17 protein-coding genes are annotated in these 17853 nt (G+C 61.0%); 3 read left to right on the forward strand and 14 right to left on the reverse strand.

What is annotated here, in order from left to right:
• Nucleotides 1–68: 68 nt before the first annotated feature.
• A complete protein-coding gene (locus NBG89_RS19215) occupies nucleotides 69–776 on the reverse strand; it encodes a GntR family transcriptional regulator (protein ID WP_431323738.1) in 708 nt (235 codons plus the stop codon).
• A gap of 275 nt (nucleotides 777–1051) precedes the next feature.
• On the reverse strand, nucleotides 1052–1939 hold the full coding sequence (locus NBG89_RS19220; RefSeq protein WP_431323739.1) for a LysR substrate-binding domain-containing protein: 888 nt from the start codon (nucleotides 1937–1939) through the stop codon (nucleotides 1052–1054).
• Between the two features lie 236 nt (nucleotides 1940–2175).
• Here NBG89_RS19220 and nuoH point away from each other — a divergent pair, with 236 nt between their 5' ends.
• The 3 genes from nuoH to NBG89_RS19235 are packed head-to-tail and all read left to right on the forward strand — an operon-like array spanning nucleotide 2176 to nucleotide 4238.
• Nucleotides 2176–3162 (forward strand): NADH-quinone oxidoreductase subunit NuoH, encoded by a 987-nt coding sequence (gene nuoH / locus NBG89_RS19225; RefSeq protein ID WP_431323740.1) that lies wholly within the window; start codon nucleotides 2176–2178, stop codon nucleotides 3160–3162.
• A gap of 30 nt (nucleotides 3163–3192) precedes the next feature.
• Nucleotides 3193–3759 (forward strand): NADH-quinone oxidoreductase subunit I, encoded by a 567-nt coding sequence (locus NBG89_RS19230; protein ID WP_431323741.1) that lies wholly within the window; start codon nucleotides 3193–3195, stop codon nucleotides 3757–3759.
• A gap of 38 nt (nucleotides 3760–3797) precedes the next feature.
• A complete protein-coding gene (locus NBG89_RS19235; protein WP_431323742.1) occupies nucleotides 3798–4238 on the forward strand; it encodes a CBS domain-containing protein in 441 nt (146 codons plus the stop codon).
• A gap of 15 nt (nucleotides 4239–4253) precedes the next feature.
• Here the strand turns inward: NBG89_RS19235 and nuoG are convergent, their stop codons facing one another.
• The 12 genes from nuoG to NBG89_RS19295 all read right to left on the reverse strand — a co-directional run bounded on the left by nuoG (nucleotide 4254) and on the right by NBG89_RS19295 (nucleotide 17849).
• The gene (gene nuoG / locus NBG89_RS19240) at nucleotides 4254–6848 is read right to left on the reverse strand and encodes an NADH-quinone oxidoreductase subunit NuoG (RefSeq protein ID WP_431323743.1); all 2595 of its coding nucleotides are present in this window, start codon (nucleotides 6846–6848) and stop codon (nucleotides 4254–4256) included.
• Nucleotides 6849–6878: 30 nt separating this feature from the next.
• Nucleotides 6879–8144 (reverse strand): NADH-quinone oxidoreductase subunit NuoF, encoded by a 1266-nt coding sequence (gene nuoF, locus NBG89_RS19245; RefSeq protein WP_431323744.1) that lies wholly within the window; start codon nucleotides 8142–8144, stop codon nucleotides 6879–6881.
• Nucleotides 8145–8148: 4 nt separating this feature from the next.
• Nucleotides 8149–8661 carry an NADH-quinone oxidoreductase subunit NuoE gene (gene nuoE / locus NBG89_RS19250; protein ID WP_431323745.1) on the reverse strand — a complete coding sequence of 171 codons (513 nt, stop codon included), beginning with the start codon at nucleotides 8659–8661 and terminating at the stop codon, nucleotides 8149–8151.
• Between the two features lie 15 nt (nucleotides 8662–8676).
• Entirely contained in the window at nucleotides 8677–9891 is a 1215-nt protein-coding gene (nuoD, locus tag NBG89_RS19255; protein WP_431323746.1) for an NADH dehydrogenase (quinone) subunit D, read from the reverse strand.
• A gap of 1 nt (nucleotide 9892) precedes the next feature.
• A complete protein-coding gene (locus NBG89_RS19260) occupies nucleotides 9893–10456 on the reverse strand; it encodes an NADH-quinone oxidoreductase subunit C (protein ID WP_431323747.1) in 564 nt (187 codons plus the stop codon).
• The gene (locus NBG89_RS19265) at nucleotides 10453–10956 is read right to left on the reverse strand and encodes a NuoB/complex I 20 kDa subunit family protein (RefSeq protein ID WP_431323748.1); all 504 of its coding nucleotides are present in this window, start codon (nucleotides 10954–10956) and stop codon (nucleotides 10453–10455) included. The genes NBG89_RS19260 and NBG89_RS19265 overlap by 4 nt, the downstream gene beginning before the upstream one ends.
• Nucleotides 10944–11309 carry an NADH-quinone oxidoreductase subunit A gene (locus NBG89_RS19270; RefSeq protein WP_431323749.1) on the reverse strand — a complete coding sequence of 122 codons (366 nt, stop codon included), beginning with the start codon at nucleotides 11307–11309 and terminating at the stop codon, nucleotides 10944–10946. The genes NBG89_RS19265 and NBG89_RS19270 overlap by 13 nt, the downstream gene beginning before the upstream one ends.
• A 154-nt stretch (nucleotides 11310–11463) precedes the next feature.
• Nucleotides 11464–12903, reverse strand: a complete 1440-nt coding sequence (locus NBG89_RS19275; RefSeq protein ID WP_431323750.1) for an NADH-quinone oxidoreductase subunit N — start codon at nucleotides 12901–12903, stop codon at nucleotides 11464–11466.
• Nucleotides 12900–14375, reverse strand: coding sequence for an NADH-quinone oxidoreductase subunit M (locus NBG89_RS19280; protein WP_431323751.1), 1476 nt, complete (start codon nucleotides 14373–14375; stop codon nucleotides 12900–12902). The genes NBG89_RS19275 and NBG89_RS19280 overlap by 4 nt, the downstream gene beginning before the upstream one ends.
• A gap of 9 nt (nucleotides 14376–14384) precedes the next feature.
• Nucleotides 14385–16142 (reverse strand): Na(+)/H(+) antiporter subunit D, encoded by a 1758-nt coding sequence (locus NBG89_RS19285; RefSeq protein ID WP_431323752.1) that lies wholly within the window; start codon nucleotides 16140–16142, stop codon nucleotides 14385–14387.
• Complete coding sequence (locus NBG89_RS19290) at nucleotides 16135–16389, reverse strand: hypothetical protein (protein ID WP_431323753.1); 255 nt, start codon at nucleotides 16387–16389, stop codon at nucleotides 16135–16137. The genes NBG89_RS19285 and NBG89_RS19290 overlap by 8 nt, the downstream gene beginning before the upstream one ends.
• A complete protein-coding gene (locus NBG89_RS19295) occupies nucleotides 16386–17849 on the reverse strand; it encodes a monovalent cation/H+ antiporter subunit D family protein (protein WP_431323754.1) in 1464 nt (487 codons plus the stop codon). Before NBG89_RS19295 ends, NBG89_RS19290 begins: the two co-directional genes overlap by 4 nt.
• Nucleotides 17850–17853: the final 4 nt, after the last annotated feature.

The following is a 17853-nucleotide window of genomic DNA, read 5'->3' on the forward strand; positions in this document are numbered from 1 at the left end:
GAATGTCGCGCCCCGCATCTTCAGAATCTGAGACCGCAAACACGCTGGCGACGTCTAGAACCCGATCCTTAAAGCGCTGGCGTCTCCAGGCCTTCCGGGGCCGCGTACATGGCCATGTTTCGTCGAGAAAGTTCGAGATGCAGGCGCGCAAGCTCGCCCGCGGCATCGACATCGCGCCGTTCGATGGCTCCAATCATTTGCTCGTGCTGCTGAGAGGCCAGTTCGAGCTCTTCCTGCATGCGGGGCGTATTGGGATGCTTGTAGAAGATCTTCCCGATCCGGGCATGGTCGATCTGAAGCCTGCGGAGGCTCGGCACGAGGTAGACATTGTGGGCCATCTCGCCCAGCTGGCGATGAAACTGATCGTTGTGGAAGACGCGACCCTCTACGTCGTTGTCATCGATCGCGGTCTGGAAGGATTGCTGGATCTGCTTGAGAACATCGAGCTCCGCCCGGGTGCGGTTCTCGGCGGCGAGCTTGTTTGCGGTGATGTAGATCATCGGTGCAAGAAGAAAGAAATCCCGCAGCGACTGGTAGCTCATCGAGCTGACCCGCGCGGCGCGGTTGGTTTCCAGTTCGATGTAGCCTTCGCCGGCCATCTGACGCATCAGTTCGCGAACCGGTGGACGCGACAGGCCGAACTCCTCGCTCAGCGCCACTTCGTCCAGGATTGCGCCCGGAGCAAGCTCCATCGTCAGGATCCGCCGACGCAGAGCAAGGCCCAAGCTGGCCTTGCGGTCGAGGTTCGCACGCTCGGAAATCGTCGCGTCGTTCATTTGGACTCCTTTTGGAAGACATTATGTAGACATATGATAGACAGTCAAGAGTGCGTCACGATCTCTCATTTGGAGCGGTGCTCCTAGGGTTTTTGAACCGCCGATATCCGGGAGAGTGTGCGGCGCTCGATGACTGGTCCGCAGGTGATGGTCAGTGATGGCTGCTTTGCCGTTCCAAAGGAATGGTCAGAGACTCAGCCGCCTCAACCTCGATTGAATTGCCAGCTCGAAACAATGGCCGTCATCCTTTTGTCAGTTACCCGAAGGGAAAACGATCATGCATGAAGTGCGGCAGTGAGCCACGACGCAGCCCGGTCGATCGCCACGGTCCTTCTCGACTTCAACGGCAGCAAAACATTGTACCGGCCTTCTGGTGACAGTCTGGTCTCATCGAGAGCAACCAGCGTGCCGTCATCAAGGAACGTCTGAACAAGGGTGCCCCAGCCGAGCGCAACCCCCTGACCCGCGCGTGCAGCGAAGATGGTCTCGGTATAATGGCTGAAGCGAAGAGAGGGCGTGACCTCGAAGTGCACGCCAAGTTCTTCCAGCCATTGGCCCCAGGAAAGCCATGACCGATCCTCCGCGTCGGTCTCGATGAACTCGTCAGCCGCGGATAATGGACCGTTGCCGCGCCGGTTGAGATATTCCGGCGAGCAGACGAGCATTATCACGTCCCCGCGCGAGGCAATCACCGTTCCGTCGCTGAAGGGAGGCAGCCCGAACCGGATCGCAAGATCAACCGTCCCGCTATCCAGATCGATCTTTGCATCCTGGGAGACAACGCGAATCTGAATGCCGGGATTCTGGGCGCGAAAATCGGCGAGCCGGGGAAGCAGCCAGAACGATGAGAAAGCCACGGTCGCGCCGATGGTGACGACATCCTGGGCCGCCCCCTTGATGGCATCGATGGCGTCGGAAATGTTGGAGAAGCTCTGCGCCAGGGAGGCCCCCAGAACCAGACATGCGGCGGTCGGTTCAATTGCACGGTGCTTGCGCACGAACATCGGCTGACCGAGCTCTTCTTCCAGCAACGCAATTTGCCGGCTTACGGCCGCCTGGGTAACCCCGAGCTCACCCGCAGCCATGGTGAAGCTCTTCCGGCGAAGGACCGCTTCCAGCATGATCAACGCCGTCATTGACGGCAAGCGCCTGCGAAACTGCATTGCATACCCTGCCGCATTACTCTTCATTATGCGACCGTGAGAATTAATGCCGCGGCCAAATACCTGCAAGCCGTTAGCCGCAGATAACGTGACATGCGACGACATCAGTAAGATCGCATTGTCTGGGGCGCGTCGCGGCTGTATCTTCTGGTCTGACAGGTACAGACTACGAAGTGCATAGCCGGAGCCAAAGTCCGGTCGCGTGTTTCAACCCGTCAATGAAGCCGCTGCGGATCATGGAACTCATATTCGCCATCGGATTGATCGTCTTCAAGGTCGCGTTGCTGATTGCGATGCTGCTGCTGCTGCCCTTGCCTCTCACCTGGCTGGAACGCAAGATCGCCGGACACATGCAGCAACGCATGGGACCGATGCGCGTTGGTTGGCACGGGCTGCTGCAGCCGGTGGCGGACGGAATAAAACTCTTGACCAAGGAGGACCACATCCCGGCCGAGGCTGACCGCTTCCTGTTCAAAGTGGCTCCGATCCTGGCGCTCGCTCCGCCCTTCGTGGTGTTCGTCGCGATCCCCTTCGGCGAATCCATCTCGGTGCTCGGCAGGGAGATTTCCCTTTACGTCTCCAACATGAACGTGGCGCTTCTCTTCGTCTTCGCGGTGCTCGGGATCGAGGTCTATGGCGTCATCTTCGGCGGCTGGGCAGCCAACAGCAAATACGCTGTCCTTGGCAGCCTCAGGACCTGCGCGCAGATGATCAGCTACGAGATCCCAATGGGGTTCGCGGTGATCGGCGTGGTCATGCTGGCGCAATCCATGAGCCTGCTCGATATCGTGCGAGCGCAGGCCGATGTCTGGAATATCGTCTACCAGCCGGTCGGATTCTTCGTGTTCTTCGTCGCCGGATTGGCCGAAGCACAACGCATTCCTTTCGACCTGGCGGAAGCGGAAGGCGATCTCGGCGCGGGGTTTCACACCGAATACAGTGGTATCCGTTTCGCGTTCTTCATGATCAGCGAATATTCCATCGTCCTATTGGTATCGGTCCTGGTGGTGATCCTGTTCTTCGGCGGCTGGAACGGCGTACTCATCCCCTTGCCACCGCTCCTCTGGTTTGCGCTCAAGGTCGCGTTCTTCGTCTACGTGTTCATATGGTTCCGCTTCACCTTCCCGCGCTACCGCTACGACCAGCTGATGGCGATCGGATGGAAAGTCTTGCTTCCTCTTTCGATGGCGAACATAATCATCACTGGTCTTGTCTTCTTTTAGGGGCCAGAGCGGCTCCGAAGTGGGGCAGCGATGTCGCACGCGCAGGACAGAATTGGAACATGGATCGGCTGGGCGTTCTTCGCCGACCTCGCGAGCGCTTTGGCTTTGACCTTCGGCTACATGTTTTCCAAACCGGTGACCATGCAGTACCCGGATAAGGAAAAATGGCTGCCCTACTCGCGATATCGCGGGCATCACTTCCTGACGCGCGACGAAGCAGGCGAGATCAAGTGCGTGGCGTGCGAACTCTGCGCGCGGATCTGTCCCTGCGACTGCATCGAAGTCGTCCCTTATGAGGACGAGAAGGGTAACCGTCACCCGGCGAAATTCGAGATCGACACGGCCCGGTGCCTCTTCTGCGGGCTGTGTGAGGACGCCTGCCCGGCCGACGCGATCAAGCTTGGCCAGCAGTATGAATTCTCGAGTTTCTCCTCGAAAGACCTGGTGATCGGACGTGACGATCTGCTCGCCAAGCCGGGAAAGGCGGCGACCGGCGGCGGCGTGGTCGCCGCGCGCCTCAACACAGAACGCGACGTCCTGGTCGAGACGAGCGAGCCGCATGGGTACAACTGGTGGCGGAATATCCGCAGAAGATGACGCGCTAGCCGCAAGTAGGGCGCAGAAAGGAGGCGCAGATGCATGTGTGCCAGATTTTGAACAGCAAGTCTCCCGAGATCATCTCGGTCACGCCGGACCACACGATGGTGGAGGTTCTGAGACTGTTTCGCGAAAATAACATCGGCTTCGTCATTGTTGGCCGTTCCCCGGGGGAATGCCTGGGCACGGTGTCGGAGAGGGACTGCTGCAACGCGGTCGCTGAATATGGAACTGAAGCGCCCGTCATGCGCGTGCGCGATATCATGAGCCGCCGTGTGGCGACCTGCTCGACCGACGATTTACTGCCTCTTGTAATGGCGATCATGACCGAGCGGCGCACGCGCCATGTGCTGGTCATGGATGGCGACACTATAGCCGGCATTGTCAGTATCGGCGACGTGGTCAAGTACAGGCTCGAGGAAGCGATGCGCACGGAGCAGGATCTGCACGATTACATCTGCGGGGTCAGCTATCATTGACAAGACGCGCCTGGTTTAAGGTGAGCCCCCGGTGCTGCCTTGGCCGAGGTTTCCGGGGTCGAGCCCCACTGTGGCGGCAATCGTGGGGGCGACCTTTGCCTTTTGGACCTCCACCGGAGATGGGTATTCGCCCCGCAGCATCAGGCTGTTGAGCCGCAAAGCCCTGTAGTTTTCGGGAACGAACACAAGGCCGCGGGGAAAACGCCTGTTGACCTTGAGCTGTGCTGTCAGCTCGCCCCGGGCGGACCGCACGATGACCTGATCGCCATCCGAAAGGTCGAGTTCTTCGGCATCCTGCGCGCCCATCTCGGCATAGGGGTCATCCGCGACCGTATTCAGGATTTTTGAGCGTTCGGAAAGATATCCATTGTGGAACAGGCAATTGCCGGTGACCAGCATGAGACGGTCAGATGCAGCGAGGGCAGGCGCTGGCGCAAAGAACCCGCCAACCGGTGGTGTTAGCCCCCCTTTGGTAAACGCGCCATCGCTGCCAAGCCGATCCTGCGTCAGCCCCTGGTAAGCGGGAACCAACCGGGCAATCTCGTCGAAAATCTCGCATTGAACTGATGGTCGCATCGAGTGGCCGCGAAGGGCTGCGACGAAGTCGAAGATCGCCAGGTTGCCCCGCGCCTCGACAACGGGTTCACGGAACTTGCAGACCTTCTGGAGCCTACCTTCGTTGTTGGTGAAAGTACCGGATTCCTCACCGTAACTCGCGGCAGGCAGCACCACCTCGGCAAGGCCCGTCGTTTCCGTGACGAACGCATCCTGCACGATCAGGAGATCGGCGCGACGAAGTGCCCGCTGCACGAACTCCCGGTCGGGATAAGACATCAGGGGGTCGCTTCCGGCGATATAGAGTGCGCCCATTTGACCCCTGTCACTAAGGTCCAGCATCCGGTCGAAATCCGCGCCTGGTTCGGACGGGATCACGGCGCCCCAGGCCCCTTCGAGAGTTCTGCGCGTTGCATCATCGGAGAGCGCGCGCAACCCCGGCAGGGTTGTCGGTAGAACGCCCATATCCCAGGCCCCCAGCTGGTTGGCGCGGTCGAAGAGAAACTGCAGCGCCGCTCCTTTGCCGAGCAAGCCGAGAACCTTGAGAAGGTTGTTAAGCTGCTGCAGCGTCACGCGTGCTGTTGGCGACCTCAGGAGTTCGGCGCTGACAAGCACGGTGATGCTTTGCCCGTCCAGGAGCGCCGTGGTCAGCCGGGACAGTTCGCCGCTGCCGGCGGCTGCCGGTGGCACGTTGATTTTCGCGACAACCTCGCTCGGCAGGTCCCGATCGGCCGCCGCAAGACCGGCGACCACCGCGGCAAGGCCTGACGCCTCACCGCCCGGCGAAGCGCGAACGACCGCGCGAGCATCGGCGTCCAGACGGGACGGCCGCGCCGAAAGCATCAGCAATCTGGTCTGGCGCCGCCGCGCGGCGTCCCGCAGCAGGTATTCGGTGACCGGGTTCTCCTCGGTCGGATTACCACCGACGACAAGCACGCAGTCGTTGCCGATCGCCTCCGCCAGCGGCGCGCGGCTGTAGAAGCCCGTCACCAGCGGACCGAGCGCATCGAAAGGCGTGGACCAGCGCGTCGAGCTGTCTATGTTGTTGGTCCTAAAGACCGTCCGCATCATTTTCTGGAACTGATAAAGCATCTCGTTGGGAAGGCGCGGCGAGGCCAGTCCGCCCGCAGCTTTGCCCTCGACGGCCAAGAGGCGCTGTCGCAGGTGGTCTCCCGCTTCTTCCCAGGAAACAGGAACAAGGGCGCCATCACGACGGACCATCGGCCGCTTGATCCTGTCCGCGCTGGTGACGAAATCGAGGCCAAATCGCCCCCGCACGCAGAGCGTCTCGCGGTTGAGCCCCTCGTCCCACTTCGAACGCACGCGCATGAACTCGCCTTTGCGCGTACCGACCGTCAGCTGGCAGCCGGTGCCGCAATGCGGACAGATTGTATTTGTCTCGGCCAGATCCCAGGGCCGCGCCTTGTAGCGATAAGGAAAGCTCATCAGCGCGCCGACCGGGCAGACCTCGATGCAATTGCCGCATTGGTCGCAACTCGCAAGACTGCCCTCAAACCCGGTCACGGCCGTGTCCATGCCTTTCTCGACCGTGCCCAAGGCGACCGCCCCGACGACCTCCTCGCACATCCGCACGCATCGCTGGCACTGGATGCAGCGGTTGACGTTCATGATGACGACCGGGCTCAGACGGATATCCTCGGAGTGGAACACGCGTTTGGCGTCGCGGAATTGGCTTACACGCGGACCATAGGCCATGACCTGGTCCTGCAGCTCGCACTCGCCGCCCTTGTCGCAGATCGGGCAGTCGAGCGGGTGATTGGCGAGCAGCATGTCAAGCATGGACGAGCGCGTTTCGTCGATCAGCGGCGTGTTCGTTCGCACCACCATGCCGTCTGTGACCGCGGTGGCGCAGGACGGTTGCAGCCTGCGCTGTCCCTCGATTTCAATCAGGCACATGCGGCACGAGGCGAGCGGCGGCAGTCGCTTCATGTAGCAGAAGGTCGGGATGTCGATGCCCAGACGCTCGGCCGCCTGCAGCACCGTGGAGCCAGCTTCCACGTCCAGCGTTTGTTCATTGATCGTGACACGAACCATGGCTTCCTCGCGGTGTTTTTCCCGCGCACCTCAGTGATACGGACACTTCCGCTCCTCGATATGAGCGACGAACTCATCGCGAAAATGCTTGAGTGCGGCTCGCAGCCCCATCGCCGCGCCGTCGCCCAAAGCGCAGAACGTATTGCCGAAAATGCCTTTGCAAAGGGCGTCCAGTTGTTCCAGATCGCCCGGCTCCCCCTGCCCCGCCTCTACCCGGCGCAGCACTTTCACCGCCCAGTCCAGTCCTTCGCGACACGGGGTGCACTTGCCGCAGGACTCATGGTGGAAGAACTCGATGATCCGGGTTGCGACCTTGACCATGCAGGTCGCCTCGTCGATTACGATCACACCGGCAGAGCCGAGCATCGAGCCGGCGGCAGCAAGCGAGTCGAAATCCATCCCCACGTCAAGCCCGCTTTCAGGGATGACCGGCGCCGAGACCCCGCCTGGGATCACCGCCTTGATCCTGCGTCCGGGCAACGGACCGCCGGCGTGGTTCTCGACGAGCTCCCGCAGCGGTATGCCCATCGGCAATTCATAGAGCCCGGGTTTGCGCACCTGTCCGCTAACGCAATAGAGCTTCGGGCCGGGGCTCTTATCCGGGCCGATCTCCCGAAACCACCTTGCGCCTCGCATGACGATATGCGGCACACAGGCGAGTGTCTCGACATTGTTGATGACGGTCGGGCTGGCGTAGAGCCCCTCGACCGCCGGAAACGGCGGTTTCAGACGGGGCTGGGCCCGCTTGCCCTCGAGCGAGTCGAGCATCGCGGTCTCCTCGCCGCAGATATAGGCGCCTGCGCCGCAATGGATGTGCACGGCGAAATCGAAATCAGAGCCCAGGATATTTCGGCCGAGGTAACCTCTTTCGTTGGCCTCGATGATCGCTTGCTCCAGGCGACGGATCGCCGTCTGATACTCTCCGCGAACGTAGACATAGGCCGTTTTGGCGCCGATCGCGTAGCCGCTTACCGCCAACCCCTCAACGAGCTGGTGCGGGTCGCGCTCCATGATGATCCTGTCCTTGAAGGTGCCCGGCTCGCCTTCGTCGGCGTTGCAGCACAGATATGTCGGCTTGCCGGTCTTTTTCGGGACGAAGCTCCATTTCATGCCTGTTGGGAAACCCGCACCGCCGCGACCACGCAGGTTTGATTCCTTGACGAGGCCGATGATCTCGTCGGGCGTGTGCTCATGTAGCGCCTTCTTCAGCGCCTGGTAGCCACCGCCAGCCTCGTAGGTCGACAGCAAATGACCGTCCGGCGCGTTTATATTCTTGAGGAGAACCGGCTCGAACATGGCGCTATTCTCCCGGCTGCTGTGAAGAGGTGTTCTCGACGCTTGCCGCCCGCGGTGCTATGGCCCGGAGACTGTCCAAAAGTACGTCCACCCGTGCGGCATCCAGCTTGCCGTGATAGTCGTCGCCGACCTGCATCACGGGCGCCATCTCGCAGGCGCCGAGGCATTCCACGGTTGAAAGCGTGAATAGCCCGTCCGCAGTGGTCTCGCCCTTTTCGATCCCCAGCGCTGCTTCGATATGCTTCAGCAGGTCCTCCGATCCGCACAGCATGCAGGAAACGTTGTCACAGAGTTGCAGGTGGAACAGGCCGACCGGTTCGGTATGGAAGAGCGTGTAAAAGGTGGCCAGCTCGTAAACCCAGATCCGCTCGACGCCGAGGATATCGGCGACTTCCTCGAGCACCGGACCAGGCAGATAACCATGTTCCTTCTGCGCGATCAGAAGGGCGGGCATGATCGCCGAGCGCTGGTTCGGATACCGCGCTGCCGCCACTTTGATCTTTTCGCGCATGCTCATCGCATCCAAATCTCCTTACTTGTCCACCTCCGCCATCACCGGATCGAGGCTGCCCAGGACGGCGATCATGTCGGCCAGGTAGCGTGCGTTGGTCACCCCGAAGAGCGCCTGCAGGTTGACGAAGGACGGTGCTCGCACTTTCATGCGGAACGGTTTCGGCGATCCGTCGCTGATGATGTAAAATCCCAGCTCGCCCTTTGGTGCCTCGATCGCCGAGTAGACCTCGCCCTTGGGCACGTCGAAGCCATAGGCCGACAGGTCGAAATGCTGGATCAAAGCCTCCATCGAGCAGTGCACGCGGTCCTTGTCCACGGGGAAGGCGATCGTCGGCATGTCGATCTGGAACGGCCCCTCCGGCATCTGGTCGATGCACTGTTCGATGATCCGGATGCTCTCGCGCATCTCGTCCACCCGACACCGCCAGCGCGCATAGCAATCGCCCTCGTTGCGGGTGATGACATTGAATGCGAGCCGGTCATAGATCTCGTAGGGCTCGTCGCGTCGGATATCCCAGTCGACACCGGAGGCACGCAAGTTGGGGCCACTAAGGCCCAGATCGACTGCGTCCTCGCCGGAGATCACGCCGATCCCCTTCGTACGCTTGAGGAACACCCTGTTATCTTCGAGCAATCGCTCATAGTCGCGGATCCGGCCGGGGAAGATGTCGCAGAACTCCCGGATCTTGGGAAGGAATCCGTCCGGCATATCCTCGCGCACGCCGCCAACCCTGCAGAAGGACGTGTGCATGCGCGCACCGGTAATCATCTCCATCAGGTCCATGATCATTTCGCGCTCGCGCATGACGTAAAGCAGCGCGGTCATGGCACCGAGATCCATCGGTAGCGCGCCGGTGATCAGGAGATGACCGGAGATCCGTGCCAGTTCGGCCATCATAACGCGGATGTACTGAGCCCGGATCGGCGCTTCTATGCCAAGAAGCTTCTCCACCGCCAGCGCAAAGGCCAGGTTGTTGGAAGGCGGGCAGAGATAGTCGAGCCGGTCTGTCAGCGGGAAAATCTGGGTATAGGTGAAGCTCTCGGCGAGTTTTTCCGTGCCGCGGTGGAGGTAGCCGATGTGTGGGTCCACGCGCTCGACATACTCGCCGTCCAGTTCGAGGACGAGCCGGAGTACCCCATGGGTGCTGGGGTGCTGCGGGCCGAGATTGAGAAGCACTTCCTTGGTTTTGAGCGCTTCGCCTTCCGGCCTGTTGAGCTCGGTGACTTCGGTCATCTCAACTCTCCGGCTTGGAACGGCCTCCTTCTGGAATGTCCCTGGTCGCGATGTCTGGCTGCGTTGGCGGCGGGCCTTCGGCACCGAAGGGATTCAGTTTGTCCTTGTAGCCCCTTAAGGGAAAATCCTTGCGCTGGGGGAAGCCCTCGAAGCCTTCCCACATATAGATCCGGCGTAGATCGGGATGGCCTTCGAACTTGATGCCATACATGTCCCATGCCTCGCGCTCATGCCAATTGGCCGTCCGCCAGACCTCCGTGACCGACGGGACGCAAGGCGGATCGCCAAGCCGGCACTTGATGCGAACGCGCCATTTGTTTGGCAGCGAATAGAGGTGGTACACGGCCTCGTAGCGCGGTAGCTCCGGGTAATGATCGACCCCGCAGATATCAGACAGGAAATTGAACTGTAGCGCCGGCTGTTCTTTCAGAAACCGGCAGAATTCGACGATCTTTTCGGGTGGAACGGCAAAGCAGTGAATGCCGTGGGCGGCGCCGAGGTCATCTATTGCTCCGTCGAAGCGCTCCAGGATCAGGGTTCGATCGAAAGGCAGCTGGATGCTCATGAGGCGACGACCCGATCCAGAGGCGTCCCGGCGAGCGCACGGGATTTCTTGATCTTCTCCTGAAGCAGCAGGAAGCCGTGCATCAGCGCCTCGGGCCGCGGCGGGCAGCCGGGCACATGCACGTCCACCGGCACGAAGGTCTCCGAACCCTGCACCACGGCGTAGGTGTTATAGACTCCGCCCGAGATCGCGCAGGTACCCATCGCGATCACCCAGCGCGGCTCTGGCATCTGGTCATAAAGGCGGCGCACGACGGGAGCGAATTTCCGGGTGACGGTACCGGCGATGATCATCACATCGGACTGGCGCGGCGACGGCCGGAACACCACACCGAACCGGTCGAGATCGTAACGCGCGCAACCCGCCGAGATCATCTCGATGGCGCAGCAGGCAATGCCAAAGGTCTCGGGCCACAGCGCCGACCGCCGGCTCCAACTGATGACGCTGTCGGCGGTCGTGAACAGCACGCTGTCGCGAATCGCATTGCTTACGCCTCCCATTCCAGCGCTCCCTTCAGCCAGGCGTAGGCGAAACCCACGATAAGCAGCAACATGAAGACGAACATCTCGACATAACCGACCGGACCGATGTCTTTCAGGACGACAGCCCAGGGAAAGAGAAACATCGTCTCGACGTCGAAGACCACCAGCAGGATCGCCAGCATAAAGAACTGCACCCTGAAACGGCCCCCGGCAGCCTCGCCGGCCGGGTCCATGCCGCATTCATAGGCCATGTTCTTTGCAGGATAGGGATTGGACGGGCGCAGCAGCGACGAGACAAACAGCGTCGCCCCCGTCACCAGAGCAACTCCGGCGATCATGACAAGGACCGGCAGGAATTCCATTGCAGTCATAGTTCACCGCCTCGCTCACCCACCTGGGGTTTTGCTGCGGCTGCCACCTGCCCCGCCGGGGCGGTATTGCAGTCGCCCCGGGGAAGCGACTTGTGCAATTCTTTCTTGCAGTATCAGTGTATTCCGTCGGGTGGATCATTGCAAATTCAATAGATCAGCCGCCAAACACCGAATGCTGAGCAAGCCTTAAAAACCACGCCGGGAACAGGCCAATGCCGATGGTGCCGACGGCGGTAAAGGCGAGCGTGGCACGCAGCAAGGGCGTCAGCGCGGGGGCAAACGCCCGCCTTGGTTCGCGCATGTAGATCACCATCGCGATGCGGATATAGAAATAGGCGGCGATGACGCTCAGCAGCACGGCGATCACTGCCAGCATGACGAACCCTCGCTCGACCAGGGCGACCAGCACGTAGAACTTGGCGAAGAACCCGGCCGTCGGCGGAATGCCGGCCAGCGAAAATAGAAAAAGCAACATCACAAGCGCCAGCCCGGGATGCGACTTGGCCAGACCCGCATAGTCTTCGATAACCTCGCCCGAGAAATCGTCGTTCCGCATCATGATGACGGTGCCGAAAATGCCGAGATTCATGAACGAGTAGATCAGCAGGTAGAGCATTACGCTGGCAATCCCATCCGTACCGCCGGCCACCACGCCGAACAGGGCGAAGCCGGCATGGGCAATGCTGGAATAGGCCAGGAGGCGCTTGAAATTATCCTGCACCAGCGCCACGAAACTGCCGAGTGCCATCGTCGCGACCGCAATGACGGCGACGATGATCCAAACGTCCGAGGCTGCGACCAGCGGGTTGAGGAACACCCGCAGGATCACCGCAAAACCCGCGGCCTTCGGGCCTACCGACATGAAGGCGGTGATGGTTGTCGGCGCTCCTTCATAGGCGTCGGGCAACCACATATGGAACGGCACCGCGCCGACCTTGAAGACCAGCCCCGCGACGATGAAGACCACCGCCAGCAGCAATCCGGGATCGAGCGGATCGCCGGTCACTGCAGCAGCCATCCCGTCCAGCTGTGTTGTGCCGGTCAGCCCGTAGACCAGTGAAACGCCATAGAGGAAAATCCCGGTCGAGACCGAGCCAAGGATCACGTATTTCAGCGCCGCTTCGTTCGAGCGCCGCTCTTTCCGCAAGAAGCCGGTCAACACATAGGTACAAAGCACCGTCAGTTCGAGGCCCACATAGATCGACAGGAGGTCTGTCGCCGAGGCCATGATCATCATTCCCGAAAGCGCAAGGAGCAGCAGTACATAATATTCGCTGTTTTCAATCCCTTCGATGCTGGCGTATTTTCGCGAAAGGAGGAGTGTCAGAACGGTAGCCAGATAAAAAACGGTCTTGAAGAAGATCGAGAAGCGGTCAGCGATGAACATGCCCGTATAGGCCGGCCGCACCTCGCCCGCCAGCGTGAATGTCATGGCGGCGGCAATAACCACGACCGCGACCGAAGCCGAGAGAAGGAAATCGCCCTGCCCTTTCCGCACAAGCTGTCCCAAGATGAGCAGGATGCAGGCCCCGGTGACCACCACGATTTCGGGCAAGCTTGCAAGGATCGACTGGAAGAGCGCGGCGGCGGTCATTTGCCATTCCCCTTGCCGTGCATCTGCACCATCAGATGCTTTGCCGAGCTGTCAATGATGCCAAGAAAGGGTTTTGGATAGAGCCCGAGCCAAAGCACGAGAACCGCCAGCGGCAGGATCGCAACCATCTCGCGGGCGTTGACGTCGCGTATCTTGAACCGGACACCGACACTTGCCGGACCAAGCGCAACCTTTCCATACATGCCAAGCAGGTAGGCCGCGCTCAGCAAGGCACCGAGGACGGCGGCCGCGCCGACGGCCAGGTTGGCCGCAAAGCCACCGGACAGCACGAGCAGCTCGCCCACGAAAGAGTTCGTTCCCGGCAGGGCCATCGACGACAGCGTGAACAGCGCGAGAAACGCGGTATAGACGGGTGCTGCCTTCATCAACCCACCGTAGTCGGCGATGCTGCGCGTATGCGTCCGCTCATAGATCAGGCCGACGAACAGGAATAACGCGCCTGTCGTTACGCCGTGATTGAACATTTGCAGGATGGCGCCCTCAAGGCCGCGGAGGTTCAGCGCGAAAATCCCGAGCGTCACGAAGCCCATATGGCTGATGCTGGAATAGGCCACCAGCTTCTTCAGGTCGTCTTGCGCGAGCGCAAGCAGCCCGCCGTAGATGATCGCAAGCGCCGAGAGCGCCAGCATCAACGGCGAATAATACGCCGACGCCTCCGGCAGCATTGGCAGGGAGAAGCGCAGGAAGCCGTAGGCGCCCATCTTCAGGAGAACGCCGGCGAGAATGATGCTGCCTGCCGTCGGTGCCTGCACATGGGCATCCGGCAGCCAGGTGTGGACCGGCACCATCGGGACCTTCACGGCGAAGGCGACCAGGAAGGCGAAGAACAGCCACGACTGGATCGGAAACGGCAAATCCTGTGCTGTCAGAGCGAGAATGTCGAAGGTCCTGCCGCCGTTGAAATAAAGGACGATGACACCGATCAGGAACAGGACGCTGCCTGCCAGCGTATAGAGAAAGAACTTGAACGCCGCATAGACCCGGCCCTCGCCCCCCCAGACGCCGATGATGAGGTACATCGGGATCAGCATCGCTTCCCAGAAGACATAGAACAGGAACAGGTCGAGTGCGCAGAACACCCCGAGCATCAGCGCCTGCATGACCAGCAGACTGACCATGAACTCTTTCACCTTGCGGTCGATCGCGACCCATGAGGCGAGCACGCAGATCAAGCCCAACAGCGCGGTCAGGAATACGAAGAGTACGCTTATTCCATCGACGCCAAGCATGTAGTCGATCCCGAGCGCCGGCACCCATGGGTGTGTCTCGGTGAACTGCATCACATGGGTCGTGGTGTCAAAGCTCGCAAGCATGGCGATGCAGAGAGCGAGATCGAGGACGGTAGTGCCGAGCGCCGTCCATCGTATGGCATCGTCGCTACGCAGAAACATCAGCACCGCTGCCCCGGCGGCGGGCGCAAATACGATCAGGCTGAGGAGCGGTAACCCCATGGACACCCCCTACCGCCACGCCACGGCAAAGACGACGGTGGCTGCGATCACACCGACAATCATTGCCAGTGCGTAATGGGTCACGACGCCGGTCTGGAGTCGCCGCAGCGCCCCGCCGCCGTGCAGGATCGAGCGGGCGACGCCGTTGACAACCGCGTCCACACCGCTGAGATCGATCCGCAACCCGGCCCGCGCCGCCCCATGCAGGAAGGGCAGCACCGCGGTCTCCGACAGGTTGCTCACGGCCTGTTCGTAGCGCGCCAGCGGCTTTTCGGCGAACCACATGAAGACCCGCGCGCCCTTGCGATAGAACCAGTCGGTGTCGAGGCTGATCGTGTTTTCGGGGTCGAGGGCCCTGAGGAACAGCACGAAACCCAAAGCGGTAAACATCAGCACCCCGAGGCTCTCGGTGACATGGGAGCCTGTATAGGGTTCGAAGTCGACCGGGTACGGCAGCAGCGCATAGAGCGGCCGCGGAAATACCCCGATCGTAATGCAGAGCACCGCTGCCATGGCCATTGCGATCAACATGTTGAGCGGCGGCTCCCGCGCCGGGAGCTTCCGGTCGGTGCCGAAAAACATGTAATACGGGAGTTTGAGGCCAGTGTGCAGGAACGTTCCGGACGACGCCATGGTCAGCGCCAGCACGACCAGCGCCCGATGGTCCTCTCCGGCCGCGGCAATCACCATCGACTTGGTGACGAAGCCCGAGAAAAATGGAAATGCCGAGATCGCAAAAGCACCGACCATGTAAAGTGCAACGGTCACCGGCATGCTCTTATAAAGCCCACCGAGTTCGGTCAGCTTGCGCCGCCCGGTGACGTAGATCACCGCGCCTGCCCCCATGAACAGAAGAGCCTTGTAGAGGATATGCGCGAAGGCATGGCTTGTAGCCCCGTTGACAGCCATCTCGGTCCCAATGCCGATGCCTGCCACCATGTAACCCACCTGGCTGACGATGTGATAGGCCAAGAGCCGCCGGCAGTCGTTTTCCAGCACCGCATAGATGACGCCGTAAAGCGCCATCGCGGTGCCGAGCCAGACAAGGAGCTCGGTCCCTGGAAACACCCGCGCCAGCACATAGACCGCGGTCTTGGTGGTGAAGGCGCTCATGAACACTGCCCCCGTCACGGTCGCCTCGGGATAGGCGTCGGTCAGCCAGGCGTTGAGCGGCGGCACGGCTGCGTTGAGCAGGAACCCGGCAAGGATCAGGTAAGTGCCCGGGCCCATTTCACCGATCGGTCCGAAGAGCAGCGATCCTGTTGAATGCCCGTGAAGGATGATGCCGCCAAGCAGGACGACGCCCCCCGTGACATGGACCATGAGGTAGCGGAACCCTGCGCCGATCGCTTGCCGACCGCCCTCGGCAAAGACCAGATAGGCCGAAGCAAAGGCCATGATTTCCCAGAACAGGTAGAGGGTCAGGTAGTCACCGGCAAACACCACGCCGAGCGAGCTACCGACGTAAACAAAGGCAGCGACATGCTGGCCGGGGTGGGGCAGGTGCAACGCGTAGACCGTTCCGATCAGGGCCATGATGGTGAAAACGGTGGCGAAGACGATGCTGAGCTTGTCGACCCTGGCGATCAGGATCTCCTGCCCGAGAAACTGCGACGCTCCATAGCTGCCCGGCTGCATTGTAGCCACCGCCAGGACCGCCAGCGCCGGGATCAGCACCAGATAAACCTTGCGGATCGGTCCTCTCAGGAAGGGGATCGGCAGGGCACCAAGAATGAACAGCAGGGCAGGATGGACGAAGTCAATCATAATAGTCCTCGCGCCGCATGAGCCCGCCCCGATGGCCGAGGAACTTGGAAACGAAGATCAAAAGAACGCAGGACACGAAGCCATAGATCGCCGACCAGCCCGGTAGGCGGTCCCACAGATATTCGGCGTGTTCGCGGGGGACCAGAAAGTCGGCGATGACGATTAGAACCAGCACCAGATAGAATAGCCGGCGCCGCTGATTGGCATATTCCTCGTCGCCAAAGAAATCGACCACGCGCTTGATCATCTGACAACTCCTTCCGCCAGGGTGAGGAAATAGTCGGGGAAGATGCCCATCGACACCGACAGGACGGCGGTTGCCACCAGCGGGATCGTCAACAACGGAATTTCGCGAACCGTTGCCGGGCTCCCCTCAGCCTCCGTCCTGAAGAAGGCGAGATAGGTCACCGGCAGGAAATAGGCCGCGTTGAGAACCGAGCTCACCAGGAGCACGACGAGGAACGCAACGTCTCCTGCCTGCATCGAGCCGAGCGTCAGATACCACTTGCTGACGAAGCCCGCGGTCGGTGGCACCCCGATCATGCTGAGCGAGCCGACGAAGAACGCCCCCATCGTCCACGGCAACTTGCGGCCGATCCCGGCCATGTCGCTGATGTTTCGCTTGCCGGACGCGCAATAGATCGATCCGGCGCAGAAAAACAGAGTGATCTTGGAGAAGGCATGGGCCGCAATATGGATGATCCCGCCGACCATCGCGAACGGCGAAAGCAAAACCGCACCCAGCACGATATAGGAGAGCTGGCTGACCGTCGAATAGGCGAGCCTCGCCTTCAGGTCGTCCCGCGTGAGCGCATAGACGGACGCCATCAGGATCGTGAAGGAGACCAGATAGGCCGTGGCAACGCCAAGATCCAGACTGCCCATCAGCCCCGTGCCGAAAACATGGAACACCACGCGTAGCACACAGAACACGCCCATCTTGACCACGGCCACGGCATGCAGCAGCGCGCTGACCGGCGTCGGGGCCACCATCGCGGCTGGCAGCCAGACGTGCATCGGCATTACCGCAGCCTTGGCGAAACCGAAGAGATAGCAGAAGTAGACCACGGTCAGCAGCGCTGCGGAGGCATCAACCTTCGCCAGCAGCCCACCTGCCACAAAGTCGAGCGATCCCGCAAGGGAGTAGGTCAGCGCCAGCGCGGCGAGAAGCGCGCTTTTCGAGGCGCCCATCAGGTAGACAAGGTATTTGCGGCTGCCCGTCCATGCCTCGTCGTCCTCGTGGTGATAAACGAGCGGGTAGGTGACGAGGCTGAGCACCTCGTAGAAGATCACCAGCGTGAACAGATTGGCGGCAAAGGCGCCACCGGCGGCGGCCGCAAGACTGCTGGCAAAACAGGCGAAGAACCGCGTCTGCGCGTGCTCCTTCAGGTGCCGCATGTAGCCGATGGAATAGATCGCTGCCACGATCCACAAGAGCGATGAGACGGTGGCAAACACCATCCCGAGCGCATCGACCCGGAACGCGAAGTCAATACCCGGCAGGATCTCGAACAGGCGCAAATCGATTGTCCCGCCAGAAAGCACGGTGGGCGCCATCGAGGCGACAATCGCGAACATGCCGAGCGCGGCGATCGGTGAAACGAGATCGCGGAGTTTCTCGCGGTTGTTCAAAAGGAGAATCGCAAGGGCCGCCAGACCTGGGATGGCGACGGCAAGCAGCGGCCGGATCGATGTCACCGGGTCCAAACCG

Origin of the sequence: Rhizobium sp. YTU87027, assembly GCF_050644135.1 — a bacterium.
In the GTDB taxonomy this organism is placed as follows: domain Bacteria; phylum Pseudomonadota; class Alphaproteobacteria; order Rhizobiales; family Rhizobiaceae; genus Rhizobium.

Coding starts and splice junctions, on each gene's coding strand:
- NBG89_RS19260 (WP_431323747.1), bottom strand. CDS start 10,456: ATGAGCATCCAGCTGCCTTTCGATCGAACCCTGATCCTGGAGCGCTTC.
- NBG89_RS19275 (WP_431323750.1), bottom strand. CDS start 12,903: ATGACCGCCGCCGCGCTCTTCCAGTCGATCCTTGCAAGCTTGCCCGAA.
- NBG89_RS19280 (WP_431323751.1), bottom strand. CDS start 14,375: ATGGGGTTACCGCTCCTCAGCCTGATCGTATTTGCGCCCGCCGCCGGG.
- NBG89_RS19290 (WP_431323753.1), bottom strand. CDS start 16,389: ATGATCAAGCGCGTGGTCGATTTCTTTGGCGACGAGGAATATGCCAAT.
- NBG89_RS19235 (WP_431323742.1), top strand. CDS start 3,798: ATGCATGTGTGCCAGATTTTGAACAGCAAGTCTCCCGAGATCATCTCG.
- nuoH (WP_431323740.1), top strand. CDS start 2,176: ATGGAACTCATATTCGCCATCGGATTGATCGTCTTCAAGGTCGCGTTG.
- nuoD (WP_431323746.1), bottom strand. CDS start 9,891: ATGACCGAAGTCACCGAGCTCAACAGGCCGGAAGGCGAAGCGCTCAAA.
- NBG89_RS19270 (WP_431323749.1), bottom strand. CDS start 11,309: ATGACTGCAATGGAATTCCTGCCGGTCCTTGTCATGATCGCCGGAGTT.
- NBG89_RS19265 (WP_431323748.1), bottom strand. CDS start 10,956: ATGGGAGGCGTAAGCAATGCGATTCGCGACAGCGTGCTGTTCACGACC.
- nuoE (WP_431323745.1), bottom strand. CDS start 8,661: ATGAGCATGCGCGAAAAGATCAAAGTGGCGGCAGCGCGGTATCCGAAC.
- nuoF (WP_431323744.1), bottom strand. CDS start 8,144: ATGTTCGAGCCGGTTCTCCTCAAGAATATAAACGCGCCGGACGGTCAT.
- NBG89_RS19285 (WP_431323752.1), bottom strand. CDS start 16,142: ATGATTGACTTCGTCCATCCTGCCCTGCTGTTCATTCTTGGTGCCCTG.
- NBG89_RS19230 (WP_431323741.1), top strand. CDS start 3,193: ATGTCGCACGCGCAGGACAGAATTGGAACATGGATCGGCTGGGCGTTC.
- NBG89_RS19220 (WP_431323739.1), bottom strand. CDS start 1,939: ATGCAGTTTCGCAGGCGCTTGCCGTCAATGACGGCGTTGATCATGCTG.
- nuoG (WP_431323743.1), bottom strand. CDS start 6,848: ATGGTTCGTGTCACGATCAATGAACAAACGCTGGACGTGGAAGCTGGC.
- NBG89_RS19215 (WP_431323738.1), bottom strand. CDS start 776: ATGAACGACGCGACGATTTCCGAGCGTGCGAACCTCGACCGCAAGGCC.